19 protein-coding genes and 2 pseudogenes are annotated in these 24,759 nt (G+C 64.7%); 11 read left to right on the top strand and 10 right to left on the bottom strand.

Annotated features, from left to right (window positions below):
* Positions 1–26: 26 nt before the first annotated feature.
* The 3 genes from SKC41_RS26340 to SKC41_RS26330 are packed head-to-tail and all read right to left on the bottom strand — an operon-like array spanning position 27 to position 2,638.
* Positions 27–1,085, bottom strand: a complete 1,059-nt coding sequence (locus tag SKC41_RS26340) for a hypothetical protein (RefSeq protein WP_330980648.1) — start codon at positions 1,083–1,085, stop codon at positions 27–29.
* 25 nt (positions 1,086–1,110) lie between these two features.
* Positions 1,111–1,731 carry a GNAT family N-acetyltransferase gene (locus tag SKC41_RS26335; RefSeq protein WP_330980647.1) on the bottom strand — a complete coding sequence of 207 codons (621 nt, stop codon included), beginning with the start codon at positions 1,729–1,731 and terminating at the stop codon, positions 1,111–1,113.
* 34 nt (positions 1,732–1,765) lie between these two features.
* Positions 1,766–2,638 (bottom strand): LLM class F420-dependent oxidoreductase, encoded by an 873-nt coding sequence (locus SKC41_RS26330; RefSeq protein ID WP_330980646.1) that lies wholly within the window; start codon positions 2,636–2,638, stop codon positions 1,766–1,768.
* 273 nt (positions 2,639–2,911) lie between these two features.
* Between SKC41_RS26330 and SKC41_RS26325 the strand changes: the two genes are divergently transcribed.
* The gene (locus tag SKC41_RS26325) at positions 2,912–3,469 is read left to right on the top strand and encodes a hemerythrin domain-containing protein (RefSeq protein WP_442931826.1); all 558 of its coding nucleotides are present in this window, start codon (positions 2,912–2,914) and stop codon (positions 3,467–3,469) included.
* 87 nt (positions 3,470–3,556) lie between these two features.
* Positions 3,557–4,957 carry a protein adenylyltransferase SelO gene (locus SKC41_RS26320; protein WP_442931825.1) on the top strand — a complete coding sequence of 467 codons (1,401 nt, stop codon included), beginning with the start codon at positions 3,557–3,559 and terminating at the stop codon, positions 4,955–4,957.
* A gap of 2 nt (positions 4,958–4,959) precedes the next feature.
* Here SKC41_RS26320 and SKC41_RS26315 read toward each other — a convergent pair whose 3' ends face one another.
* Positions 4,960–5,787, bottom strand: a complete 828-nt coding sequence (locus SKC41_RS26315; RefSeq protein WP_330980643.1) for an LLM class F420-dependent oxidoreductase — start codon at positions 5,785–5,787, stop codon at positions 4,960–4,962.
* 102 nt (positions 5,788–5,889) lie between these two features.
* Between SKC41_RS26315 and SKC41_RS26310 the strand changes: the two genes are divergently transcribed.
* On the top strand, positions 5,890–7,413 hold the full coding sequence (locus SKC41_RS26310; protein ID WP_330980642.1) for a flavin-containing monooxygenase: 1,524 nt from the start codon (positions 5,890–5,892) through the stop codon (positions 7,411–7,413).
* Here the strand turns inward: SKC41_RS26310 and SKC41_RS26305 are convergent.
* Both SKC41_RS26305 and SKC41_RS26300 read right to left on the bottom strand, forming a co-directional pair.
* The gene (locus tag SKC41_RS26305; RefSeq protein ID WP_330980641.1) at positions 7,385–7,780 is read right to left on the bottom strand and encodes a DUF4267 domain-containing protein; all 396 of its coding nucleotides are present in this window, start codon (positions 7,778–7,780) and stop codon (positions 7,385–7,387) included. The two genes, SKC41_RS26310 and SKC41_RS26305, sit on opposite strands and share 29 nt — an antisense overlap.
* Positions 7,781–7,800: 20 nt before the next feature.
* Positions 7,801–10,083 (bottom strand): SDR family oxidoreductase, encoded by a 2,283-nt coding sequence (locus SKC41_RS26300; RefSeq protein ID WP_330980640.1) that lies wholly within the window; start codon positions 10,081–10,083, stop codon positions 7,801–7,803.
* 374 nt (positions 10,084–10,457) lie between these two features.
* On the opposite strand from SKC41_RS26300, the gene SKC41_RS26295 reads away from it, so the two are divergent.
* Both SKC41_RS26295 and SKC41_RS26290 read left to right on the top strand, forming a co-directional pair.
* Complete coding sequence (locus SKC41_RS26295) at positions 10,458–13,343, top strand: MMPL/RND family transporter (RefSeq protein WP_330980639.1); 2,886 nt, start codon at positions 10,458–10,460, stop codon at positions 13,341–13,343.
* Between the two features lie 39 nt (positions 13,344–13,382).
* Positions 13,383–14,009 carry a DUF732 domain-containing protein gene (locus SKC41_RS26290; RefSeq protein WP_330980638.1) on the top strand — a complete coding sequence of 209 codons (627 nt, stop codon included), beginning with the start codon at positions 13,383–13,385 and terminating at the stop codon, positions 14,007–14,009.
* 51 nt (positions 14,010–14,060) lie between these two features.
* Here the strand turns inward: SKC41_RS26290 and SKC41_RS26285 are convergent.
* Positions 14,061–14,447, bottom strand: a pseudogene (locus tag SKC41_RS26285) (DUF808 family protein); the annotation flags it as partial.
* A gap of 288 nt (positions 14,448–14,735) precedes the next feature.
* Positions 14,736–15,401: a PAQR family membrane homeostasis protein TrhA gene (gene trhA, locus SKC41_RS26280; RefSeq protein ID WP_330980637.1), complete on the bottom strand. Its 666-nt coding sequence runs from the start codon at positions 15,399–15,401 to the stop codon at positions 14,736–14,738.
* 193 nt (positions 15,402–15,594) lie between these two features.
* Between trhA and SKC41_RS26275 the strand changes: the two genes are divergently transcribed.
* Complete coding sequence (locus SKC41_RS26275) at positions 15,595–16,908, top strand: cytochrome P450 (RefSeq protein ID WP_442931824.1); 1,314 nt, start codon at positions 15,595–15,597, stop codon at positions 16,906–16,908.
* Between the two features lie 8 nt (positions 16,909–16,916).
* On the opposite strand, the gene SKC41_RS26270 is transcribed toward SKC41_RS26275, so the two are convergent.
* A complete protein-coding gene (locus tag SKC41_RS26270; protein ID WP_330980635.1) occupies positions 16,917–17,222 on the bottom strand; it encodes a DUF732 domain-containing protein in 306 nt (101 codons plus the stop codon).
* Positions 17,223–17,528: 306 nt separating this feature from the next.
* On the opposite strand from SKC41_RS26270, the gene SKC41_RS26265 reads away from it, so the two are divergent.
* The 4 genes from SKC41_RS26265 to SKC41_RS26250 are packed head-to-tail and all read left to right on the top strand — an operon-like array spanning position 17,529 to position 21,502.
* Complete coding sequence (locus tag SKC41_RS26265; protein ID WP_330980634.1) at positions 17,529–18,236, top strand: CDP-alcohol phosphatidyltransferase family protein; 708 nt, start codon at positions 17,529–17,531, stop codon at positions 18,234–18,236.
* A complete protein-coding gene (locus tag SKC41_RS26260) occupies positions 18,233–18,868 on the top strand; it encodes a lysophospholipid acyltransferase family protein (RefSeq protein ID WP_330980633.1) in 636 nt (211 codons plus the stop codon). Before SKC41_RS26265 ends, SKC41_RS26260 begins: the two co-directional genes overlap by 4 nt.
* Before the next feature lies 1 nt (position 18,869).
* The gene (locus SKC41_RS26255; RefSeq protein ID WP_330980632.1) at positions 18,870–19,778 is read left to right on the top strand and encodes a phosphatidate cytidylyltransferase; all 909 of its coding nucleotides are present in this window, start codon (positions 18,870–18,872) and stop codon (positions 19,776–19,778) included.
* A gap of 8 nt (positions 19,779–19,786) precedes the next feature.
* Entirely contained in the window at positions 19,787–21,502 is a 1,716-nt protein-coding gene (locus SKC41_RS26250) for an ABC transporter ATP-binding protein/permease (protein WP_330980631.1), read from the top strand.
* 18 nt (positions 21,503–21,520) lie between these two features.
* Here the strand turns inward: SKC41_RS26250 and glnA are convergent, their stop codons facing one another.
* On the bottom strand, positions 21,521–22,957 hold the full coding sequence (gene glnA / locus SKC41_RS26245) for a type I glutamate--ammonia ligase (protein WP_330980630.1): 1,437 nt from the start codon (positions 22,955–22,957) through the stop codon (positions 21,521–21,523).
* Between the two features lie 211 nt (positions 22,958–23,168).
* Here glnA and SKC41_RS26240 point away from each other — a divergent pair.
* Positions 23,169–24,665: pseudogene (locus SKC41_RS26240) on the top strand (NAD-binding protein); the annotation flags it as partial.
* Positions 24,666–24,759: the final 94 nt, after the last annotated feature.

The raw sequence follows: 24,759 nt of genomic DNA, 5'->3' as shown, positions 1-24,759 counted from the left end.
CGCGAAACCTGTTGACGGACAGCTTCTTAGCGGTGCGGATGACACGGCGGGATGAGGGCTTTGTCCTCATCGATCAGCTGGCTGACGAGGCCGTGGTAGGTAGCTTGGCGAGCGAGCATTTCGTCGGTGGACTGGGACGCGAACGAGTCGCGTCGCGCGTCGGTCACCACCGCCACCGCATCGGTGGAGATCTTCGCGATGCGCTGCAGATGCGGTGCGAGATCGGGCGCTGACACCTGCTGCGAGTACGCGACGAGCCGATCCGACCAGTCCTGGTATTTGTCGAGGCCGGGGCCGCCGGGCGTGATCAACGACGCATCGAGCATGCCGGGGTGCTCGTGAATGAACCCCACGACCGCGTCGGCGGTCCGGCAGTCCCGGCTGGGCTGGCCCTGCCGGTGCACCGCGAAAACGGCTCCGGCGACCGCGATGATGACAACGACGGCAAAAAGCAGCCGAAACCGCCGGTTGGGCGGCGGCGCGGCGGAGTCGTGCGCCTCGGCAAGCACCGAGAGTGCTTGCGGGCTGGAGTCGGCCGCCGAGTGCAGGAGCGCGAGGCGTCCTGGCAACTGGCGTGCTTTGTGCATCGCCCGGGCCATTCGAGCCGCCACCAGCAGCGCCAACGCGCTCCAGGTGAGCCCGGCCCGTGCGTCGTTGCCGACGAATTCCAGCACCGCGGCGACCACCCATAGGACGGGGACGATCCATGCCACCCTGCGCTGCCACACCGGCACCCGACGCTGGTAAGCCATCGAAAGGTCACCGATGCGGACGGCGGCCGCCAAAACGGCCGGGTCCGTTGGAACCTCACCGCGACGCAGCGCCTTGACGGCTTGCGATCGTTGCGCGAGGTCCAGCCCGGTCACGGTCCGCGCGTAGCTTTGCTGAATTGGCCGCCCGGCACGCGTCAGTAGCGCGGTCACGATCACGCTGAACACCAGCACCGACAACAACAGCCAGGCCCAGCCGGATGCCACAATTCCGGGCAGCCCCAGCCCACAGATCACCGACAGCGTGATCGTGAACGTCGCCGCATTCACCAGCCACAGCACCCACCATGGCGCCACCACAAGCCGAGCCCACATGGCTACTCACTTTCGCAGAGACAGCTCAGCTCTCGCGGGCCCGGGGCACGTCGTCGGGCGTGCGGGGCAAAACGTACAGCGCCATCCGCCGGCTGGACATATCGTGCTCGCCGAGAAAAACGCAGCCGCCTCGCTCACAGAACTTGCGCGCCGGGGCGTTGCGGTGGTCGGGATCGAACATGACTCGGCGACATTGTGGTTCAAGGTTGAAGATGCTGACCAACAAGTGCGGCAGCAAGTAGCTGACATGCCCCTGACTTATGTGATCCAAATCGGCCACCGCGACGTGTAGGCCCAAATCGTGGGGGTCGTACTCGTATCTGGCCGCAATGGAATCCTTTGCTGCCCTGTAAAGTTCGAGGTACCCACGGTCGACCCCATCCAGGCTGGCCAGCATGGGGCGAGAGAAACTGCTCTCGAGTTGCGCACGCAGGTAACGACGCCAGCGCTCGGTCGGCCAGGGATACTCCCACGATTCGGCCAGATGCGGTCGGTTCATCCACTCCGAGATCATCTCGGCGTCGGCATCCGCATCGACGAGGCGCAAGCCGTATGGCTCCGGCAGTTGCGGCATCGGCGGCGGCGCGACATTGCGGACCTCAGCGCTGATGTCGGTCAGCTGGCGGGGCAGGATCACTTCTGTCATGTCTTCCGCGCAGCCTACCCCCATCGCCGCAGGTCTAGCTGCGATTTTTGATCCACCGATCGGCAAGCGCGGCAACCCAGCCGGCGACCGCGTCCGCGCGCTCGGGCGGGGTCGCCACCAGCACCAGTTCGTCGACGCCCAATTCAGCCAGGGCGTCGACGTCGCTGTCGCGCGGACTGCGCAGCGCCACCGCCAGCCGCAGCTCGGCACGGTCGCGACCCGCCTCGGCGCACAATCGATTCAGCTTGTCGACGCACTCGCGCACCGCCGCCACATCGTCGAGGTTGAATCCGTACCAGCCGTCGCCCCAGCTCGCGATCCGCCGTAGTGCCGGGTCGCTGTTGCCTCCCAACATAATTGGGATACTGCGATCACGAACAGGTTTGGGATTCACCCGGATCGAGTCGAAGCCGACGAAGTTCCCGTCGAACGAGGACACGTCGTCGCGCCACAACGCGCGCATCGCGGCAACGTATTCGGCCGTGCGGGCCGCTCGATGCTCGAAAGGCACTCCGAGAGCGGCGAATTCCTCTTTGGACCACCCGATCCCCACACCGAGAGTCAACCGCCCGCCGCTCAACCGATCCAGGCTCGCGGCCTGCTTGGCCACTACCACCGGATTGTGCTCGGGCAGCAGTAAGACGCCTGTCGCGATCGTGATCCGCGACGATGCGGCCGCGGCGAACGCCAGCGCGATCATCGGGTCGAGCCAATCCGCTTGTGCCGGAACGGCAATGACACCGTCATCGGAGTATGGGTAGGGCGAGGCGGATCGGTCCACCATGACAACGTGCTCGCCCGCCCAGAGCGTGGCGAAACCGCATTCGTCCGCGCAGGAGGCGACGGCATCGATTACCGCCCGGTCTGCACCGGCCCCGATCCCCAATGCGTGCAATCCGAGCTGCATCGCACGATGGTCTCACGCCGAGTTTCATAGGTCTTTGAGCAACTCCACCAGGACCTGCGCGTGGCTACCCTCCACAATGCGAGTCGCGTGACCAGGGTCACGGCCTCGCCGCGTTTGGCGCTCATTGCGCCAGCGTAGCTATTACAGAAACGGCTGCTGATCAGCGCACGGGCGTTTACGTAGAGCTCACCCGGGTAAGCGTTAACGGACGGCGCCCAGCCCGGCGCCGACAGTTTTCTATCGCCCTGATTTCCGGAGGTACCCGTGACCGAGATGATCATCGAATCCCCCGACGAAGTGGTCGCATTTCTCAAAGCGCAGCACAATCTGATCGAGGACATGTTCGATGAGGTGCTGCTCGCGTCTGACCCCCAAGCACGTGAGAAGCCCTTCGCGGCTTTGCGTCAATTGCTGGCCGTCCATGAGACCGCCGAGGAAATGGTGGTACACCCCCGGGTCCGGCGCGAGGCCGATGCCGGCGACGCCGTCGTCGACGCCCGGCTCGAAGAGGAGCACGAAGCCAAAGAGTTGCTATCGCAAATCGAAAAGCTGGACATCACTTCGCAAAAGTTCATCGACGAGCTCACCAAGCTGCGAGAGGCAGTTCTCGATCATGCGGCAAACGAGGAGAACCACGAATTCCCTTATCTGGAAAAGGTTCTTGAGGCAGACGACCTCAAGCGGATGACCACAGCAGTCAAGGCGGCCCAGGCGATCGCCCCGACGCACCCGCACCCCGGTGTGGAATCGGCGAAGTTGAATTTCGCGATCGGACCATTCGCGTCGATGCTCGACCGCGCTCGCGATGCGCTCCGCCAAGTCATCGGCTAACTCAATGCTCGTACTCTGGACGACGTGAGTGTTGCATCGGAGATCCGCGTCCCCCTGCAAGACCGCTTCGCCCGCGAGCTGCCCGAGATGGGTGTCCGCTGGCAGTCTGAGACCAGCCCGGACCCGCAGCTGCTCGTCCTCAATGAGTCGCTGGCCACCGGACTCGGCCTCGATGCGTCTTGGCTGGCCAGCCCCGACGGCCGGCGATTTCTCGTTGGCAACCTGCTGCCGTCTGGCGCGGTCCCGGTGGCCCAGGCCTACGCCGGGCACCAATTCGGCGGCCTTGCGCCCCGGCTGGGCGACGGACGCGCGTTGCTGCTGGGTGAGCTGTCCGACGAGCTTGGACGGATTCGCGACATCCACCTCAAAGGTTCGGGCCCGACGCCGTTCGCCCGCGGCGGCGACGGCCTCGCGGCGGTGGGCCCGATGCTGCGCGAGTACGTGATCAGTGAAGCAATGCATGCGCTGGGCGTCCCGACGACGCGCTCCCTGGCCGTGGTCGCCACCGGGCGGACGGTACAGCGCGAGACACTGCTGCCGGGCGCCGTGCTCGTCCGCGTCGCCAATAGTCACCTCCGCGTCGGCAGCTTCCAATACGCCGCTTTGACCCGCGACGCCGACTTGCTGCGGCGCCTCGCCGACCACGCGATCGCCCGCCACTATCCCGCCGCGGCCGACGCCGAACATCCTTACCGCGCGCTGTTCGAAGCGGTGGTCGGTGTCCAGGCCTGCCTGGTCGCGCGATGGATGTTGATCGGATTCGTCCATGGGGTGATGAACACCGACAACACCACGATCTCCGGCGAGACGATCGACTACGGTCCGTGCGCGTTCATGGAAGCCTACGACCCCGACACGGTCTTCAGTTCGATCGACCACTGGGGCCGATACGCGTACGGCAACCAGCCCGCCATTGTCGGGTGGAATCTGGCCCGGTTCGCCGAGGCCCTGCTGCCCTTGCTTGCCGACAACCTCGACGAGGGAATCGCGTTCGCCGAGCAGGCATTCGGCGTATTCCAAACCGAATACGACGCCACCTGGTCGTCCGGCATGCGCGCCAAACTCGGCTTGCCCGCGGACGTCGAGGCCGCAACTTTGTCGTCATTGGTCGACGAGTTGCTGCGCCTGCTCAGGGAAAGCCGAGTCGACTACACCTCGTTCTTCCGCCACCTGGGCCGAGCAGCCCGCGGGGATGCCGAACCCGCGCGCGGCCTCTTCACCGACCTCGTCGGCTTCGACGAATGGATGTCGCGTTGGGGCCGGTTGAGCCCCGACGCCGAGTCGATGGATCGCGCCAACCCGATCTACATTCCGCGTAACCATCTGGTCGAGGAAGCCCTCGCCGCCGCAACGGCGGGCGATCTCGGCCCGGTGCAGCAGCTGCTGGACGCCGTGGCCGCCCCGTACGACGAACGCCCAGGCTTCGAGCGCTACACGAGTCCGGCCCCCGAGGATTTCGGCAACTACCAAACCTTCTGCGGTACTTAGCTTTACGCTAGCCTGGCGATCTCGGCCTGCAGCCCGTCCAAAAGACGAAGCGTCTCGTCTCGGGGCGCGGTCGGCAGGTCCAGCAAGACGTGTTCCAAACCTAGATCGCGGTAACCCGTCAGCTCTTTCACGACCGGCTCGCCCCCGTGGAAGTGGACGATCGGTACGTCCGGGCCTGCCACCTCACGCAGTTGGTCGAGCTGAGGCGCGAGTTCCTTCGCCGACGGCGTCATCGAGAGCCAGCCCGCGTTGAGCCTGGCGATGCGTTTGAAACCCGCCGGTCCCCCGCCCAGATACAGCGGCGGATACGGTTGCTGAATCGGCTTCGGCCAGCTGTAGATCGGGTCGAAGTCGACGAATGTTCCGTGGTATTCCGCCTTCTCCTGCGTCCAGATCTGGATCATTGCGTCCAGTCGTTCGTCGACGACCCGTCCACGCACCGAGGGATCGACCCCGTGATCCGCAATCTCTTCGCGAAGCCAGCCCACACCGACGCCGAAGCGAAAGCGTCCCTGCGACACCAGATCAAGCGAAGCGACTTCTTTGGCCGTGTGAATCGGGTCGCGCTGCACGACCAGTGCGATGCCGGTGCCCAGCACTAGATTCCGGGTCGCGACCGCCGCCGCCGTCAGCGTCACGAACGGATCCAGCGTGCGGTAGTACTTTCGCGGAATCGGGCCACCGCTGGGGTAAGGGGTTTTCCGGTCGACCGGGATGTGCGAGTGCTCGGCCAGATACAGCGACTCAAAGCCTCGCTCTTCGAGTGCACCGGCCAGTTCGACGGGGCCGATCCCCTCGTCGGTCACAAAAGTCAGGACGCCGAAACCCACGTTTGCTCCTTCCCCGATCAACCCTCACAGTCAACCGCATCGAGGCCCGCGTGTCATCGGATCAGATCCCGAGTGGGCCGAAGTCGTGCGACAGTTTCTCCGATGACGAAAAGCGTTGCGGTGATCGGCGCCGGACCGAGCGGACTGGTCGCCGCGCGTTGGCTCTTACAGCAGGGGTTTGAGCCGACCATCTTCGAGCAAGGTCCGATGCTGGGCGGGCAATGGGCCGGCCTGGATGGCCACAGTGGCGTGTGGCCGAGCATGCACACCAACAGCAGTCGCACCGTCACTGCCTTCAGCGACCTCGATCACACGACGGACCACGTCTACCTGTCCAATCGTGAGGTTCTCGACTACCTGCACCGCTACGCCGACACGTTCGGGCTCACGCCGCGTATCCACCTGGGCACCCGGGTCGACCTGATCAGAAGGAACGGAGCCGGCTGGGTCGCGACGCACGCTGGTGCCGACGAGCGTTTTGACCGAATTGTGGTGGCCAGCGGGCGATTTCATGTCCCTGCCATCCCCGCCGTGCCGGGCCTCGAGACCTTCTGCGGCTCGGCGGGAGCCATCTCCACTTATCACTACCGTGACGGATTAACGTATCGCGGCAAGCGAGTTCTCGTCGCGGGCTGCGCGATCAGCGCCCTGGAAATCGCCTCGGAAGTCGCCGAATTGGGCGCGGCGCGCGTCGTCGTAACTCAGCGGCGGCAACGCTACATCGCGCCGAAGTTCGCCGGCGGGGTTCCGTCGGACAACCGGCTCTATACCCGGTATGGCGCCTTGGCAACCGAGGCTCTCACCGCAGCCGACGTCGATGAATTCCTCAAGGAGATCGTCGTCGGCGCCGCGGGCAGTCCGGATCAGTACGGCGCACCTGCGCCCGATCCCTCGTTGTCCGTGGCCGGTGTGACGCTGAGTCAGCACTACCTTCCCCTCGTGGCCGAGGGCCGAATCTCTGTGCGTCCGTGGATGAAATCCGTGGCGGGCCCGACCGTCACCTTCGCCGACGAGCGTGCCGAGGACTTCGACGGAATCGTGTTCGGCACCGGCTACCAACTGTGTCTGCCGTTCCTCAGTGACGACATCCGGGCGATCCTCGACCTGGACGCGGTGCACCTGGATGCCGACCGCTACACCTTTCATCCCGACCTTCCCGGCCTGGCGTTCATGGGCTTGTGGGACCAGTCGGGCGGATACTTTGTGCCGCTGGAACTTCAGGCCAGGTGGATCGCGTATACCTGGGGCGGCGCGGTCCCGCCAATCAGTGCGAGCGGCCAACGGTCAGCGATCGATGCGTACCGCGCCAATCGAGGAACGCCGCAGAAAACCCGGATGGACCTCGCGGCGCTGACGTTCGCCCGTGCCGCCGAGGTCGAACCCGACCTGAATAACTGGCCGCACCTGCGCCGCGCGCTGCTGTTCGGTCCGCTGGCGCCGAGTTGTTTCCGGCTCGAGGGCCCGGACGCCTTGCCCGACGCGGCCGAGAGGTTCGCCCGTGATGCCGCCTGCTTCGGCGCGATCACATCAAACGACATGACTGAGCGCGAACAGAGCGATTGGTCGCGGGTTCGGGCCGCCGACCCAGTGCCGGGGCTCAGACCGCCGGAGCCTCCACCGATTTAGGCCCGGGCCGGGCTGCGCCCCACAACCCGACGCCGATTCCGATGACGGCGCCGCCGAGGCCGATCAGCTGCTGAGAGCGCTTGAGCTCGCTGTGGACACTCAGCCCGCCCAGCAGATCCGCCGCGTCGGCCCCACCGGATGCCAGGAACCAGCCGCGAGTGTTCTTGCCGCGCAACGCCGCCGACAGAAGCAGTCCGCCGATCAAAGCGTCGCGGTAACCCATCGATCGCAGCAGGAGTCGCGCCGTCGGGGTCGGCTCCCCGGGGTCACCCCAGAGCTTGTTCGCACCGAGGGGATCGACGAGAAAATGGACGCCTGAGGCGAGTCGGATACTGCCCGCGACGAGCGCGGCACGGTCGATCGGCATGGCCGCAGCCTAGCCCTGTCTCAGCGGGCCGCGGTCACCCCGTCCGCTCCGGTACCAACGGCGTGCTTCGCAAGGCAGGCCGAGCCGGGAGCACAGCTTTCGATGACTGCCTGCAGCTCGTCGGCGGACAACCGAGCAGAGGCGCCGGTGAACTTCGGGTCGATGACGCTGGTGCCGAGTTCGAGCCACTTCGGGTCCGCGTCGACGTTGAGGAAACTCGCCAGCTGCACCAGCGACGACCGGGTGTCAGCGACCAGGTTCGCGTAAGACAACGGAAGGTAGCGGTCCGCGGGCAGGTCGGCGAGCTCGGATTCACCGGTGACGATCAGCTCGCTCCACATCCGGCCGAAGCGGGTGATGGGCATGTTCTGGCTCATCAGGGTGTCCACCTCGCAAGTGTCACCGACCAGGGATGCGAGCTCGATCGGTATCGCCGTCGGATCCAGCCGCAGGCCCGGGTGTCGCCGCTCCGGGTCGAGATCGAGCAGCTCCAGCGCGTCTTGAATCAGCGCCATCAAGCGAAATCCGGTGTGCTCACTCATCGAGACCGCCGTATCCGGACCGTTCCGGTACAGGTGCACGAACTTCGCGTCCGGGAACGTCTCGCGCAGCCACGGGACACTGCTCAACGACATGGCTGAGCGCTCCACCACCACGGTCCCACCGAAATGCCTTGCAAGCCAAGCGAACAGCCGTTCATAATGCAGTCGCGACGTCTGCTCCGGCCACGTCGGAACCTCTGCGGCAAGGGCATCGAATACGGCGTCGGGGTCCGACGACAGATGCGGCAGCGTCATCATCGAAATCGCGGGGATTCCGGTCGTGCTCGCGTCGAATCGGGTTCCGCGCAGTCGCGGATAGATGAACTCCGGCATGGCCGAACCACCCCGGACCATGGAGTCGAAGATCGGGTGGGGTTCGGCCAGCATCCGCCAGAATTGCTCGCCCGACAGCTCGTGGTCGGCCGCCGACGAGGCCCGCACCGATAGGTAGAACTCGTTGAGGCTGAGCACATCTGGGTGAGCGGTGAGGATCCTCGACAGCGCGGTCGATCCGCTTCGTCCTACCGTGACGATGAATGTCAGCCCTCGCATCGGGCGAGGCGCGTCAGCGCAATGGGCATTGACATCGAATGGACCCTCGACCGAGACCAGGGGTGCGACCGTCGACGCCGACTCCCGGGGTTCGTGCTTCTCGGGTTTGAATGTGAGGTAGCGCTTGTACCGTCCCACGCTGCCCAGCAGGTAGTCGAAGTCGACGATGGTCCGGCGATGTGGCTCGCCGATGACCGCTCGCGTACCAGTGGTGTCGTAAGTCCGGCTGTGCGCCAGGTACGGAAAGAATCCGCTGGCCCACCGCAGCCGCCGTTCCAGCAGATTCGGGTCCTCGATCGGGCCCTCGACCAGCGTGAGTGGGATCGGTGAGAGCGCATTGAACAGGTCCACCAACGTTTGCACCGCGACGTCCTGGTGGTGGACGACGTGGTATGTATTCAGGCCTTCGGGGGCCAGCCGCATCAGGCGGACCATCTCGTCGGCGGCCTCGTCGGCAGGCATGTAGTTCAGATGGCCGTTGAGGTCACCGCTGAGCCTGATCGACATTTTGGTGCGCATCGGCCGCCCCGAGACCGAGAACAGGCGCATGCCGCTGTCCGCGGACGTCGACAGAAAGGAAAGCGGATGCAGCGGGAAGTCCGGATGTGGCGGGCGATCGACGATCAGGGCGCTCGGCCGCAGCACCGCCACCCGGCGTCCGGTGCGCTGCGCCCAGTCCCGCACCAGCGACTCGGACTCGAATTTGGACTGCTCGTAGTTGTTCTCGAAGCCTTCGGCATCGCTTAACTCGGTCTCGTAGATCAGACCCGAGCGGCGCTTCCCGGCGACAAAAGCGGTCGATACGTGGAACAGATCCGGCTCTCGCGATCCGGCCTCGGCGAGTTCGAGGATCCGGGTGGTTCCACCGACGTTGGTCAGGCGAAGGTCGGCAAGGTCGGCATCCAGCTCGATGCTGCCGGCGCAATGCAAAATCGCATCCGCGCTGTCGGCGAGTTCCTGGAATCGCTCATCGGACAGCCCCAACTTGGGCGCGGTGAGCTCCACCGGCACGACGGTAAATCGTTCGCGCAATTCCTGCTCGGTCCACACCCGCCCGTCGGTGACCGCCAGCGGCAGGGCCTTGCCGATGCGACTGATGGGATCCGACTGCGGCCGGGTCAGCAGAGTGAACGTTTCGTCCCCGCGGAGGAGTTCGCCCAGGATGTGAATCCCGAGAAACCCGGTCGCGCCCGTGATCGCCCAATGCATTGACACCCGTCCTCGCGCGGGATTCCGCGCTGAAACTGCCCGATTAACCCCCTGGCGAACTTACTTGCCCAGCAGAGGCGCCGCCATCTGATGGGCGAACTCGAACCCGTTACCGCAGCTCATCGCCCCGCCGAGCGCCCGGGTCGGCGGGCCGCTACCGTCACCTGTAATAGGTTTCCTGTCGCCGCCGATGCATCAATGAGAGACTTTGGAAGCCTTGCCTGGAAGTCACCTGCTCTCGCGGCGGGTCGATCGCATCACCAGAGGAGACGAGCAATAGTGACAGCAGCTGCTGGCGCACCGGGGTGGACGGGGTGGTCAAGGGGGACCACGTCCGATGTGAACGCCGACAACTTCTGCTGCCCGAGGGCCGCATGAGCGATCCACGCGTGGCCGGCGAACGCCGCACGCCCTTCGTCGCGCGGACGATCCATGCGTTGTCGGTGCCCATCGTCTTGGCCTGGCTGGCCCTCACTGTCATCGTGACGATGGCCGTCCCCTCGCTCGAGAAGGTGGAGCAACAGCGGGCGGTGTCGCTGAGCCCCAAAGATGCGCCGTCAATCCAGGCCATGCAGCGCCTGGGCCAGGACTTCAAGGAATCCAATTCCGACGCCTTGGCGATGATCGTCCTGGAGAGCGAGGAGCCACTGCGCGACGATGCTCACCATTACTACAACCAATTGCTCAAGCAATTGGAAAGCGATCCGGAGCATATTCAGCATGTTCAGGACTTGTGGGGAAATCCGGTCACCGCAAGCGGTGCGCAAAGTGAGGACGGAAAGGCCGCGTACGTACAGCTGAAGCTGGCCGGTAACCAGGGCACCAGCCTGGCGAACGAATCAGCGGACGCCGTCCGTGACCTCGTCAACCGGGTTCCTCCACCGGCAGGGGTCAAGGTCTACGTCACCGGCCCGGCGCCGCTCATTTCGGACCTGAATCACAGCGGTCAGAAGACAATCCTCAAGGTCACCCTGGTGAGCCTGGTGGTGATCTTCCTGATGCTGCTGATGGTCTATCGGTCGCTTACCACCGTCATTCTGCTGTTGCTGATGGTCGGAATCGAACTGCAGGTGGCGCGCCAAATCGTCGCATTCTTTGGCAATATCGGCGCCCTCAGCCTTTCTACTTTCGCGGTTAATCTGCTGGTCACTCTCGCGCTGGCCGCCGGAACCGACTACGGCATATTTTTCGTCGGCCGGTATCAAGAGGCACGCCAGGCCGGTGAAGATGTGGAAGCGGCCTTCTACACGACCTACCGCAGCACCGCGAAGGTTGTCTTGGCTTCCGGTTTGACGATCGCCGGATCGGTTTTCTGCCTCAGCTTCACCCGGATGCCCTACTTCCAAACGATCGGTATCCCCTGCGCGATAGGCATGCTCGTCGCGGTGGCGATCGCGCTCACGCTGGTTCCGGCGGTTCTTGCGATCGGTGGCCGATTCGGCCTGATGGAGCCCAGGCGAAGGATCTCTGATCGGCGCTGGCGGCGGATCGGCACAGCGGTCGTCCGCTGGCCGGGACCCATTTTCGCCGCGGCCTGCGCGGTCACTCTGGTTGGCTTGCTCGCCCTGCCCGGGTACACGACCAACTACCACGACCGGGTCTATCTCCCCGACGACCTTCCGACCAACCAGGGATACGCGGCCGCGAATCGACACTTCCCGCTCGGCCGGATGTTGCCCGAGTTCGTATTGGTCGAAGCCGATCACGATATGCGCAATCCGTCGGATTTTCTGGTACTGGAACGATTGGCCAAGGGTGTGCTCGCGGTTCCGGGCGTTTCCCGGGTGCAATCTGTCACCCGGCCCTCGGGCACCGCGATGGCGCACACGACGATTCCGTTCAGGTTCGGCGTGATGAACGCAAGCCAGATGGTGAACCTCGAATATCAAAAGGCCCGCATGAACGACATGCTCACGCAGGCCGATGAGTTGAACAAGACGATCGGAATCACCACCACGCTCTATCACCTGATTCTGCAACTCAATGCCGTTACCCATGATCTGGCCGGCAGGACGCACGAAGTTCAGGTCATCACCGGCGAATTGCGAGACCAAATTTCGAATTTCGAGGATTTCCTGAGGCCGATCCGCAGCTACTTCTACTGGGAAAAACACTGCTACGACATCCCCGTCTGTTTTGCGATCAGGTCGCTTTTCGATTCGTTTGACGGCATCGACGCGATCAACGACAAGCTGGGCGAATTGGTGGTGAACATCGACAAGATCGATGTGCTGATGCCGAAACTGGCCGCCGAGCTTCCGATTCAGATCGAGACCATGAAGAGCATGCGCACCATGATGCTGACCATGCATTCCACCATGACCGGGATCATCGGCCAGGCGGACTCGCAGGGCAATATCTCGACGGAGATGGGCGAGGCATTCGACGCGGCGAAAAACGACGACAGTTTCTATCTCCCGCCGGAGGTTTTCAAAAACCCCACCTTCCAGAATGTCATGGGGCTGTTCATGTCGCCGGATGGGAAAGCAGCACGCATGACCATTTCGGACAGGGGCGATCCCGCCACTCCCGAAGGTATCGCTCGCGTCCAGGCGATTAAATCCGCGGCCGAGGAGGCGCTGAAGTCGACCCCGCTGGAGAACACCAGCATTTACGTCGGCGGCGTCTCTGCGACGTACAAAGACCTGCATGACGGCTCCCGATACGACCTGATGATCGCCGGGATTGCTTCGCTCTGTCTCATTTTCGCGATCATGCTGATGATCACGCGAAGTTTTGTGGCCGCGATGGTGATCGTGGGTACCGTGGTGACTTCGCTGGGGGCTTCCATCGGATTGTCCGTGCTGCTCTGGCAGCACATTATCGGGCTCGGGTTGGAATGGCTCGTGTTGCCGATGTCGGTCATCATTCTGTTGGCGGTCGGGTCCGATTACAACCTGCTGCTCGTCTCCCGAATGAAAGAAGAACTCGGCGCCGGTATCAACACCGGCATTATTCGAGCGATGGGCGGTACCGGAAAGGTCGTCACGGCCGCAGGCCTGGTATTCGCGGTCACGATGGCCTCCATGGTGGTCAGCGACCTGACGGTGATCGGCCAGATCGGGACCACGATCGGTTTGGGCCTGCTGTTCGACACCCTGATCGTGCGCGCGTTCATGACGCCATCCGTTGCGGCGCTGCTCAGACGCTGGTTCTGGTGGCCGTTGAAGGTGCGGCCGCGACCGGCCAGTTATCTGCTTCGGTCCGAGGGGCCCCGCCCGATGGTGCGTGCACTGCTCGGCACGCGGGCGCCCGACTAACACTCCGACTCGTCGTTCGCGGGCCGTACCATGGCCGTCATGTCCGACCCGGGACCAGCTACCGACAAGACTGCCGAGCTCAACGGTGGCGAGACGGTTGCCGCGCCTGCTGCCGCGGAGCCTGGGGCGCCCACTTCGGTGAACTCGGCCGGCCTGGCGTGGTCGCGCGACGATGACGACGTCGATGCGCCGAGCGGCGCCGCGAGTCCGCGTCAATCATGGCGTGCTACCTGGCGTATCGCCGCCGCCGTGCTGGCGGCCGGGCTGGTGGTCGCCGGTGCGATTGTCCTTGGGCGTTCCCTGCTGACCTCGCATCCCAAGGCCGCAGCGCCGCCACCGACCGCGGCCCCGACGTCCAAAGCGGCCCCGGTTCCGGGAACGGCATCGACCGCCGCGCCGGCGTCGATTGTGTCGACACCCGGTCAGGACAATAAGTACGTTCAGGACCTCAACGACCAGGGAATCTCCTTCGCCAATCCGGATGCCGCCATCTACAACGGCAAGATGGTGTGCGAGAACATCAGGCTGGGCATGACGGTGCAGCAGATCATCGCGGACTTCCGGTCAAGCAACCCCGCGCTTGGTAGCCATGCCGAGGCGTATGTCACCACCTCGGTGCACGCCTACTGCCCGCAGAACAGCAACTTGGTGGGCAGCCGGCCCTAACGACCTCGCCAAGCCAGTGACAGCAGCTCGACAAGCGCGAGGAACGCGAATGATCGCACCGGCCACCACGACGTCCTCGGCCGCCGGAGCCGCGTGGGTGTGATGGCCGCGCAAAGTCCCCCACACCTTCTCGGCGCCCTCGTAACACAGGTAGAACGCGCCGAGCATCAGGATCGGGGTCACCGCCCGGGGCGCGAACTGACTGAGCAGCATCGCAACGGGCAGGATCAACAAGAGCTTGTTGCGCAGGGATCCGATCGCGATGCGTTTGATGATCGGCAGTTCGCGCTCGGCTGCGATGCCGTGCACGTACTGCGGCGTCACGGCGGTGTCGTCGATGATCACTCCGGCCGCCTTAACCGTCGCGCGACCGCTGGCGGCCGCCAGGCGTGCCAGAACCGCGACGTCGTCGAGAAGTCCAAACAGGCCTGCACTCATCGCGTCGCCGCCATGGCGTTGCACGGTACCCGCTGCGCTGATCGGCCGGGTGTACGGTAACCGGCCATTGGCCGAGTTGAAGGCAAGGTTGCGCTGGTCACCGGCGGCGGCGACGAAGGCCAAAAGCTCCGGACATCAGCTCATTTCGTCCAACTGGATGTCGTGAAGCCGGGTTCGTTGCGCGGCGGGCAGATCGGATGGGCGCTGATCGCACCGGCCACATCAGCACCAAAAACGTTGGGTTAGAACACATCTGAAGCGCGGCTTCGCACGCGCTACTAGCGCCTGCTAGAAGACGGCGAACCACATCGCGATGTATTGGCAGATCGCCGCGACCGCGGTGCACGCGTGGAAGACCTCGTGATAGCCGAATGTTCTCGGCCAGGGGTCGGGCCAGCGCAGCCCGTAGAACACCGCCCCGATGCTGTACAGCGCGCCGCCGACGGCCAGCAAGACTGTCGCGGCCACTCCGGCGTTGTGCAGGATCAACGGGCTGTACCAGATCGCAACCCAGCCCAGTAGCAGGTACAGCGCCACGCCCAGCCACCGCGGCGCCGACGGCCAGAACAACGTCAGCGCGATTCCCGCCGCCGCACCACCCCACACGATCGCCAGCACCACGTATCCGGTCCCGCGCGGCATGTCCAGCCTGGCAAACGGCGTGTAGCTGCCGGCGATGAACACGAAGATCATCGAGTGGTCGAGTCGCCGCATCCATTGTCTGGCGGTGGCCGACTCCCAGTAGACGCGGTGGTAGATGGCGCTGACGGTGAACATCGCCACGATCGACAAGGTGTAGGTCAGCGTCGAATGCCCGGCCCGCTTGGATTCCAGCGCCCACGACACCACCACCAGCGCCGTACCGGCGATGAAGGCAGCTACGGCGCAATAGAGATGGATCCATCCCCGAAACCGCGGTCTGGTGAGGACGACCGAATTGCCTTGGTAAACCATGGTCCCCCTCACCACTGGCTCACGTACCGTCACGCGCTATTCATCCCCCGGTCGAACTGGATCTGGTTACATCGTGCTGCCGTACCGTGGGCAATAGTTATGTCGCGCCTATGAATTACCTGTATCGCGCGTGACGGGAGCCCCGGTGATATGTTCCGGCGACGACGTCGCCGCCGCGCCAAGGAGGATCGTTATCCGGACGAGCATCTGGTTTCGCTGGATGGCGAGGTACGGTGCGCCGCGCGCGTTCTTGGCGGTGCAGGCCCGCCGCGGACAACCGTTGGCCCGGTTTCTGCTGGGCCGGGCCCGCGGAGCCGAGATGTATCGCCTGGTCGACGACATCAGGCAACAGGGCCGTCTGGTGCGCCGGCCCTTCGTCTGGGTGAGCGCCGACCACGAAATCTGCCGGATGGTGTTGCGCGATGACCGCTTTGGGGTCACCAACATCGTGAATGCGCCTCTGCCGCAACCATTTCCGGCATTGCTGGAGCGAACGGATCCCGGCCTGCCCAATCCCGTGGAGCGCCCAGCGATGGTGATGTCCAATCCCCCGGACCACACTCGGTATCGGCGCTTGTTTGCGCAGAGCTTCACACCACGGGCCATCGACCGACTCGGCGCGCGGGTCGAAGAGATCACGGCGGAACTGCTGGACGGGTTGGAGCGCAACCCGCAGCCCGACCTGGTCGCCGACTTCGCCACGGAACTGCCGGTCGCCGTGATCACCGAGATCCTGGGATTGCCAGTCGATGCGCGCCCGCAGGTGCGCGAATGGGGCTACAGCTTGGCCCCGCTTTTGGATTTCGGCACCAGCTGGAAGACGTTTCGCCACGCCGTAGCGCGTCTGCAGGAGGTCGACAGCTACGCCGCCCGATTCATCCAGCGGGCGCGTGACGGTGCCTCGCGCGACGACCCGTTCGGCCGCGTGGCCGCCGGCGGCGAGCTGACCCATCGTGAATTCGCCGCCAACGCCGCGCTTCTGGTCGGAGCCGGGTTCGAGACGACGGTCAACCTGATCGGCAACGGAATCGTCCTGTTGCTTCAGCATCCACAGCAGCTGGCCCTATTGCGCGACGACCCGGTGCTCTGGCCGGGGGCCGTCGAAGAGATCCTGCGGTTCGAAAGCCCGGTCCAGATGCTGGTGCGCAGTGCACACCGCGACGTCGAGATCGCCGGGCAGCACATCCGCGCCGGCTCGATGTTCGTGCTGTTGATGGGCGGCGCCAACCGCGACCCCCGGGTTTTCAGCGATCCCGATCAGTTCGACATCACCAGACCCAATGCGCGAGACCACGTGGCATTCGGCTCAGGAATTCACGGTTGCCTTGGCGCGGCCTTGGCACGGATCGAGGGCGTGATCGCCCTGCGCACCTTATTCGAGCGGTTCCCCAGCCTGAGCCTGCGCGAGCAGCCCGAACCACTCGAGCTGGTCACCTTGCACGGATTCAAACGCCTACCAGTCGAATTGCGAACGCGGCCGGCCGGAGAAGTCAGCCAAAACCCGTAGCAGTTTGACTACGCGGCCGGCGGCGGCAGCGCGCCTGGTTCCCCTTCGTGCTGAGGGCAGTACGTGTCCACCGCGATCGTCGTGAACTCAGCGGCGGATTCCCCCTTGAACGACGGATTGCTCTCCGCCACGTTCTTGATGACCTCGGGCTCGGTCATGCCCTCGTCCATCAGTGCGCATTCCTTCTTGCCCACTCCGATGGCGACGCTCGGGGTCTGATAGGTGATGCCGGCCTTGTTCAGCGCGGCCAGAAATTTCGCATCCCCGGATCGGCCTGAGCAGGCACGGCCAAGGCAACGACGGCTGCAACGCACCCAAGTGCAAATATTCCCCGCAACATGAGCCCATCTTCCTACACGTCGGCGCGGTTGTCCCATCAAGGCATTAGGACCGCCGTCTGGCCCACCGACGATTTTTGGGATCGGTAGTCGCTGCAACTCGATGTACTCGTCGCAAGTCAAGCCGCCGCCGAGGCGGCGAATGTGCACGAAAACGGCACAACGCGAAAGGAGTCAGCCATCAGTACGAACGTCGCCCTCCACACCGCCTCCCCGTCGACGACGCGCCGGGGATCGCGAATGTCTGGCCTCTACGCGCTCAAGCCGTGGTTCACCAAGCGGTTGACACCCATCGTCGACGCCGCGGTGTCACGGCGGGTCTCCCCGGACGTGTTCACCGCTGCCGGCGTGACCGCCGCCGCGGCAGCCGGCGTATCGGTCGCGTTCGGATGCTGGTCCCTCGCGGCGCTGTTCATGGTGCTGCGGCTCGCCGGAGCCAACCTCGACGGCGCCGTGGCCCGCGCCCGCGGCGTGAGCCGGCCGTGGGGATTCGTCATTAACGAGCTCGGCGACCGCACGGCAGATCTGCTCGCCTTCGCCGGCCTGACGGTATGGGCGGCACGTCAGCACGGCCCCGGCCTGCACTGGCTGTCCTGGCTCGTGTTTCAGGTGCTTGTCGCCGCGCTTGCCGCGACGCTGCCGACATTCGCGTCGCTGGCCGCGGCGGCGGCGGGCGCAACTCGCCGCAACGGCGGCCCGCTGGGCAAAACGGAACGTTGCCTGTTCGTCGTGCTGGCCACGGCGTTTCCGGTCATCATGCCCGTACTGCTCGCGCAGTTGGTGAACGGTTCGCTCATCACCACGGTGCTGCGGCTTCGGGCGGCGCGCCGCGAGCTAAAGGCCCAGCGGGGCAACGAATCCCGCCTGAGCGACCAGCTGTCTCAGCGTGTCGTGTTGATGGAGCACTTCGATGCCGTCACGCAGCCGATCGACACCATCACCCAGCCGCTGAACCTCATCACGCAACCCCTCACCGGGGTGGCGGCATGACCGCGAACCGGATGCCGAGCGTGCTCCGGCACTGGCTCTGGCGCATCGTGTGCGCCGCCTCGGGCGGACTGACGGTGAGCGGGCGCTGGAACGCCGCGGGTGGTTGCGTGGTCGTAGCCAACCACAGCTCGCATGCCGACACCGCGGTGCTGCTGGCGGCGCTTCCGCCGACGGCCCGGCCGGTGTTCGGCGCGGCGGCCGACTACTGGTTCGACGTGCCCGTGCGGCGCTTCGTCGCGACGTCACTCGCGGGGATCCTGCCGGTCCGGCGGTCCGGCGACGGCACCTATGCCGCACTGCTCGCTGCGGCCGGCCCCGCGCTCAAGGCCGGACGCACCGTCGTCATCTACCCCGAGGGAACCCGTTCGACCGACGGCACCATCGGTGAGTTCCGTTCCGGCGCAGTACGATTGGCACGCGACTGCGGTGTGCCGATCGTACCCATCGCGATCACGGGGACCGCCGACGTGCTGCCCAAGGACGGCCGCTACTCCCCGGCCCCGATGCGCGTCCACGTCGGCGCGTCGCTGGACCCGCACACCACGTCGGCCCCGCAACTGCGGGCACACGTGCTGGCTTTGCGTGAGGGCGCCGTTGCCGGCGCCGCCGACCGTTATGCGCTCGCGTCCTGACATGGCGATCGTCGAGAATTACCTATCCTTCGTCCGCCGGGATCGGCGGATGCCGCTCAACGTCGACCTGGGTCCACTGCACATCCACCTCTACTCCCGGGCCGTGTTTCTCATGTGGGTCACGGTGGCGATCCTGGCCCTGGCCGGCGTCGTCGTCCTCGTCTCCCGCAAGCGGGAGCTGATCCAGAAGTGGCGCACCTGGGCGCTCATCGCGCCCGCGGTCGGCCTCCCTGTGTGGATCGGCCTCGGCACCACCGCCGCGCTGGCCGCGGCACTGGCAGTCGTCGCGGTGACCGAATACGCGCGATTGGTCAGGCTGCACCGACTCGACACCTACCTGCTGGTGGCGTTGGCGGTGCTCTACCCGATCGCGGCCTGGTTGCGCCCGTCGCTGTTGCAACTCGCGCCCGTCGTCGTGCTGATGTGCGCGGTCCCTTCGGTGCTCGGCGGCGACGTCGATCACGGCGCCAAGCGCACGGCGTTCGCCGGTTTCGGCTCGGTGTGGATCTGCTGGTCGTTGTCACACCTCGTGATGGTGTGGCCGGACGCGTATCTGCTGTGCTTCGCCGTCGCGGCCACCGACGTCGCGGCGTGGTGTGGCGGAAAGGGGTTGCGCCGCATGGCTTGGGCACGTCGTCCGTTGTCCCGGCTGAGCCCCAACAAGACGGTCGGCGGGATGGTCGGAGCGATCATCGGGGCGTTCGTCGTCCTCTCGCTGCTGGGCACGATTTCGATCGGACTGCTTTTCGCTGTATCCCTCGGTGGCCTTTTCGGCGACCTGCTGGAGTCGATGTTGAAGCGGCAGGCCCAGGTGAAGGATGCCGGCTGCTGGCTCCCCGGCTTCGGAGGCCTGCTGGATCGGATCGACTCGTTGCTGCTGGTACTCCCGCTGGCCTACCTACTCGGATAAGGAATCAGATGACCTGTTCTGTAGCGCCCACGTTCGCCGTCCGCATCCCACCGGCCACCACGGTCGGCGGCCTCGACGTACGCGACGTGAGCCTTATGCTCGAGCGCAATATCGTTGCACTGGAACGAATTTCGTTCACCGCACGCCCTGGTACTTTGACGGCGGTGATCGGCCCTTCGGGTGCGGGCAAGTCCACGCTCGCCAGAGTGATCACCGGAGCGGCACGTCCGAGCAACGGCACGGTGTCGTTGGATGGTCGTGACCTGCACGCAGCAAGCGCGTCGGTGCGCCACCGGATCGGGTTGGTGCCACAAGACGACGTCGTACACGGTCGGCTGACCGTCAGCCAGGCGCTGGAGTTCGCGGCGGAACTCCGGATGCCCGCCGACGCGGCCGCCTGCGATCGCCGCCGGGTGATCGCGTCGGTACTCGAGGAACTCGAGCTGACAGCTCACGTCGCGACCCGCATCGAAAAACTGTCGGGCGGGCAGCGCAAGCGCGTCTCAATTGCCTTGGAGCTGTTGACACATCCCTCGCTCCTGGTGCTCGACGAACCCACAACGGGGCTGGATCCGGCGCTGGACCGCGCCGTCATGACGATGCTGCGCCGGCTCGCCGACGCGGGTCGCGTGATCGTGGTGGTGACGCATTCATTGACCTTCCTCGATGTGTGCGACCAGGTACTGCTGCTGGCGCCCGGCGGCAAGACCGCGTTCTGCGGTCGCCCGAGCGAGATCGGATCTGCCATCGGAGCCAACGACTGGGCCGACATCTTCAACATCGTATGCGCCGATCCCGACGGCGTTCGACGGCGCTTCATGGAGGGTGTCGGGTCGCGGGGGGAAATGACTGCGGTACAGCTCATTTGCGGCCAACCCGCAGACCCGATTGAAGCCGCGCGTGCCGGCCTATGGCATCAGGTATCAACGCTCGTACGCCGGCAGGTCCGGCTCCTTGTCGCCAATCGCGGCTACTTCGCTTTCATCGCCCTACTGCCGTTTATCGTCGGGCTGCTGCCACTGACCGTCACCGGTCACTCCGGACTTGGCCACGCGGATTCCGCTGTGCCGCTGGAAGCCAAGCATGTCATCGCATTGACGAGCTTCGCCGCAATCCTGATGGGCATCACGCTCACCGCGCGCGACCTCGTCGGTGAGCGTCCGATCTTCCGCCGCGAACGCGCAGCCGGATTATCGTCCACCGCATACCTTTTAGCGAAGATCCTGGTGTTCAGCGGGGTCGCGGGGATGCAGTCGGCGATCCTGGTTCTGATCGTCACCGCACCTGGGATCGGCAAGCCCGGGCCGTCAGGTGCGGCGGCACTGGCCAGCCCGATGCTGGAGCTGTTCGTCGGCGTCGCCGCGACGTGCGTGGCGGCGATGATTGCGGGGCTTGCGATTTCGGCGTTCGCGCGTACCAGCGATCAGGTCATCGTGCTGCTGGCGATGACACTGATGGCCCAACTGGTGCTCGCCGGTGGGTTCATCCCGGTGACGGGTCGGCCGCTGTTCGAGACCCTCGCCTGGTTCACGCTCGGGCGATGGGGCTTCGCGGCCACCGCGTCGACGGCGGACCTGACGCACCTGGTCGTGGGAATTGCGGACGATTCCCACTGGCACCGTGCCGCGTCGACATGGCTTTTCGACATGACCATGTTGGGAGTGCTGGCCGTGACCTTCGCCGGCTTCGCGTGGTGGAGGTTGCGACGCGAAGAGCGCGCCTGAGCGGACGCCTCGGCTGGTTTAGACGTCATAGTAGAGCTCGAACTCGTACGGGGTCGGCCGGAGGTTGAACGGCGCAAGTTCGTAATCGCGCTTGTAGTTGATCCACGTCTCGATCAGGTCGGGCGTGAAAACTCCTCCTTCGGTGAGGTATTCACTGTCTTCCTCCAGCCGGTCGATCACCGCGGCCAGCTGGGTGGGAGCCTGCGGAATCTCCGCGGCCTCGTCGGGCGGTAGCTCGTAGAGGTCCTTGTCGACCGGGGGTGGGGGCTCGATCTTGTGTTTGATCCCGTCCAGCCCCGCCATCAACTGGGCGGCGAACGACAGATATGGGTTTCCCGACGAGTCGGGGCAGCGGAACTCCAGCCGCTTGGCCTTCGGGTTGCTGCCGGTAATGGGGATACGCACGCACGCCGACCGGTTGCGCTGGCTATACACCAGGTTGATCGGGGCCTCGTAGCCGGGCACCAAGCGCTTGTAGGAGTTCACCGTCGGGTTAGTGAACGCCAGCAGCGACGGCGCGTGGTACAGCAGTCCGCCGATGTAGTGGCGCGCGGTGTCCGACAGGCCGGCGTACCCCGTGTCGTCGTACATCAGCGGGATGCCGTCTTTCCACAACGATTGGTGGCAGTGCATGCCGGAACCGTTGTCACCGAACAGCGGCTTAGGCATGAACGTCACGGTTTTACCTGCCTGCCAAGCCGTTTGCTTGACGATGTATTTGAACATCTGATGGTCGTCAGCCGCATGCAGCAGGGTGTTGAACTTGTAATTGATCTCGGCCTGACCACCGCTGCCCACTTCGTGGTGGCCCTTCTCCAGGGCAAAGCCGGCATTGGTCAGATGGGTGAGAATCTCATCGCGTAAGTCGACGTAATGGTCGGTGGGCGCCACCGGGAAGTACCCGCCCTTGGGGCGGACCTTGTAGCCGAGGTTGGGGGTGCCGTCGGACTCGTTCGCTTCTCCGGTGTTCCACCACCCAGACGTCGCGTCCACCTTGTAGAACGAGCCGTTGGTGCGCGAGTCGAAGCTCACCGAGTCGAAGATGTAGAACTCGGCTTCCGGGCCGAAATACGCGATGTCCGCAATGCCGGAGCTGATCAAGTAATTTTCCGCCTTGCGTGCGACATTGCGCGGGTCGCGCGAATACACCTCGAATGTGAAGGGGTCGTGCACGAAGAAGTTGACGTTGAGCGTCTTGTGCGCACGAAACGGATCGATGGTCGCGGTTTCTGGATCGGGAAGCAGCAACATGTCGGATTCGTGGATCGACTGGAACCCGCGAATCGAGGAACCGTCGAAGGCCAAGCCCTCGTCAAACACGTTCCCGTCGAAGGCGTAGATCGGAATCGTGAAGTGCTGCATGGTTCCTGGCAGGTCGCAGAAGCGGACGTCGACGTACTCGACGTTCTGATCCTTGGCGAGCTTGAAGATGTCGTCGGGCGTCTTGTCGGACAAGGAATGCTCCTTTGCTTAATGGCGCGACAGCGCTTTCTACGCCTCAACTATTTCGTCCACGTGACGCATTCGAGTCGAACCTGTTGCGCCTCATAAAGATCGGCGTTGACTTTCCCTGGCTCCTCCGGTGGCGCTAACCGACGTTGTGCCCGATAGTCATATGAGCCAGCCGACGCTGGTGCAAACAAACGAACGAGAACAATCACGCGAAATGGGCGAAGTCTTTCAATTCCATCGCGAAATCATCGTCAGCGGCGACGACCCGCTGTCGAAGACCATCGCCGAAGAGCTCAGAGGCGCTGGCGCGCGGATCATCAAGATCAACACAGCCGCGGATCTCCTTGGCGCCGGGGTGCATCGCGCCCGCGCCGTCGTGTGTGCGGGACCCAATGATGCGGTCAACCTCGAAATCGCTTTGCTGGCACGCGAATACAGTCCCAACGTCCGCGTGGTTGCCCGTCTGGCCAACGACGTGCTGCGCGAAGCGGTCACCGCCGTCAACGGCCCTGGCGCGATCTTGGACGTCGCCGAGCTCGCGACCCCATCCCTCGTCGAGGCGGTACTGTCGCGCAACGCGCACCAGTTCGACACGGCCGGTATCGAATTCGTCGTCTGGGGGTCCGAGGCACCGTACGACGCGACGCTGCGCGAGATCCACGCAGACCTGGCACCCGTGGCAGTGGTTCACGGCAAGAACTCACCCGCACCGGGCGAGGTAGTGCCATGTCCGGGACGGGATCTGCGGGTCTACGCCGGCGACTGGACCTCGATGATTGGCGTCAAAGACGAGTTGCAAGCCCGCGGGATCACAGTGCCTCCTGCCACCGCGACGCGCTCTCGTCATTCCCGGGTGCGACGCGTCATCGATGCTGTTCGCGCCATGCGCGACGACGTGAACCCGATGCTGTTTCCCTCACTGGCCTTCGCGGTGTTGTTGACGCTCGGCTCGACTGCCTTGGTTCGGTTTTACTACCAGCACCCGAGTATGTCGTGGATCGACGCCCTGTACTTCGCGTCCGAGACCGTCACGACCGTGGGCTACGGCGATTTCAGCTTCGCCCAACAATCTCCTTTGCTGCGGCTGTTCGCCGTCGGAGTGATGTTCGGCGGCGTCATAGTCACTGCCCTCCCGGTCGCATTCTTAGCCGACCTGCTGTTGTCGCGCCGATTCCTCCAAACGGCCGGGCTGCGCCGGGCACGCCATATGCGCGACCACGTCGTCGTGGTCGGACTGGGCTCAATTGGCGTGCGCGTGGTGACCGATCTGACCGCTGCCGGATACGACGTCCTAGTCATCGAGCCGAACGAGAACAACCGGTTCCTTTCGACCATCGCCAAACTCGACGTGCCGGTGATCTTCGGGGATTCAACGATGCGCCAGACGCTGGAATCGGCACACGTCGAGCGTGCCCGGGGCGTGGCGGTGGTGACCAAGGACGACATGGAGAACATCGAGACCGGCATTGTCTTGCTGGAGATCTTGGGCTCCGATACCAAGGTGCCGATCGTCATGCGCGTTCAAGGCCGCGCGCTCGGCACTGCGGTGCATCGCCGGTTCGGATTCGAGAACGTACGGTCGATCGTCGATCTGGCAGCGCCCTGGTTCATCGGCGCGGCGATGGGGTTGCAGGTGCTGGGCACGTTTTGGGTCGGGCAGCGCTCCTTCATGGTCGGCGGAATGCTGGTGGCGGCGGGCAGTGAGCTAGATGTAGGAGGACAGCACGTTGGTGACGCCGGTGGTGAGTCGTGATGCTGGTGGTTGGCCGTCGGCGGCAGAGTGTGGTCGATGGTAGTTGAAGTGG

The sequence above is a fragment of the Mycobacterium sp. 050128 genome, assembly GCF_036409155.1.
In the GTDB taxonomy this organism is placed as follows: Bacteria; Actinomycetota; Actinomycetes; order Mycobacteriales; family Mycobacteriaceae; genus Mycobacterium.
The sequence above is the reverse complement of the archived record's forward strand: the minus strand, read 5'-3'. Positions and strand labels throughout refer to the sequence as shown.

Bases quoted from the DNA above. Each gene is read 5' to 3' on its own strand.
- SKC41_RS26340 (WP_330980648.1), bottom strand. From the start codon at position 1,085: ATGTGGGCTCGGCTTGTGGTGGCGCCATGGTGGGTGCTGTGGCTGGTG.
- SKC41_RS26335 (WP_330980647.1), bottom strand. From the start codon at position 1,731: ATGACAGAAGTGATCCTGCCCCGCCAGCTGACCGACATCAGCGCTGAG.
- SKC41_RS26330 (WP_330980646.1), bottom strand. From the start codon at position 2,638: ATGCAGCTCGGATTGCACGCATTGGGGATCGGGGCCGGTGCAGACCGG.
- SKC41_RS26325 (WP_442931826.1), top strand. From the start codon at position 2,912: ATGATCATCGAATCCCCCGACGAAGTGGTCGCATTTCTCAAAGCGCAG.
- SKC41_RS26320 (WP_442931825.1), top strand. From the start codon at position 3,557: ATGGGTGTCCGCTGGCAGTCTGAGACCAGCCCGGACCCGCAGCTGCTC.
- SKC41_RS26310 (WP_330980642.1), top strand. From the start codon at position 5,890: ATGACGAAAAGCGTTGCGGTGATCGGCGCCGGACCGAGCGGACTGGTC.
- SKC41_RS26305 (WP_330980641.1), bottom strand. From the start codon at position 7,780: ATGCCGATCGACCGTGCCGCGCTCGTCGCGGGCAGTATCCGACTCGCC.
- SKC41_RS26300 (WP_330980640.1), bottom strand. From the start codon at position 10,083: ATGCATTGGGCGATCACGGGCGCGACCGGGTTTCTCGGGATTCACATC.
- SKC41_RS26295 (WP_330980639.1), top strand. From the start codon at position 10,458: ATGAGCGATCCACGCGTGGCCGGCGAACGCCGCACGCCCTTCGTCGCG.
- SKC41_RS26290 (WP_330980638.1), top strand. From the start codon at position 13,383: ATGTCCGACCCGGGACCAGCTACCGACAAGACTGCCGAGCTCAACGGT.
- trhA (WP_330980637.1), bottom strand. From the start codon at position 15,401: ATGGTTTACCAAGGCAATTCGGTCGTCCTCACCAGACCGCGGTTTCGG.
- SKC41_RS26260 (WP_330980633.1), top strand. From the start codon at position 18,233: ATGACCGCGAACCGGATGCCGAGCGTGCTCCGGCACTGGCTCTGGCGC.
- SKC41_RS26255 (WP_330980632.1), top strand. From the start codon at position 18,870: ATGGCGATCGTCGAGAATTACCTATCCTTCGTCCGCCGGGATCGGCGG.
- SKC41_RS26250 (WP_330980631.1), top strand. From the start codon at position 19,787: ATGACCTGTTCTGTAGCGCCCACGTTCGCCGTCCGCATCCCACCGGCC.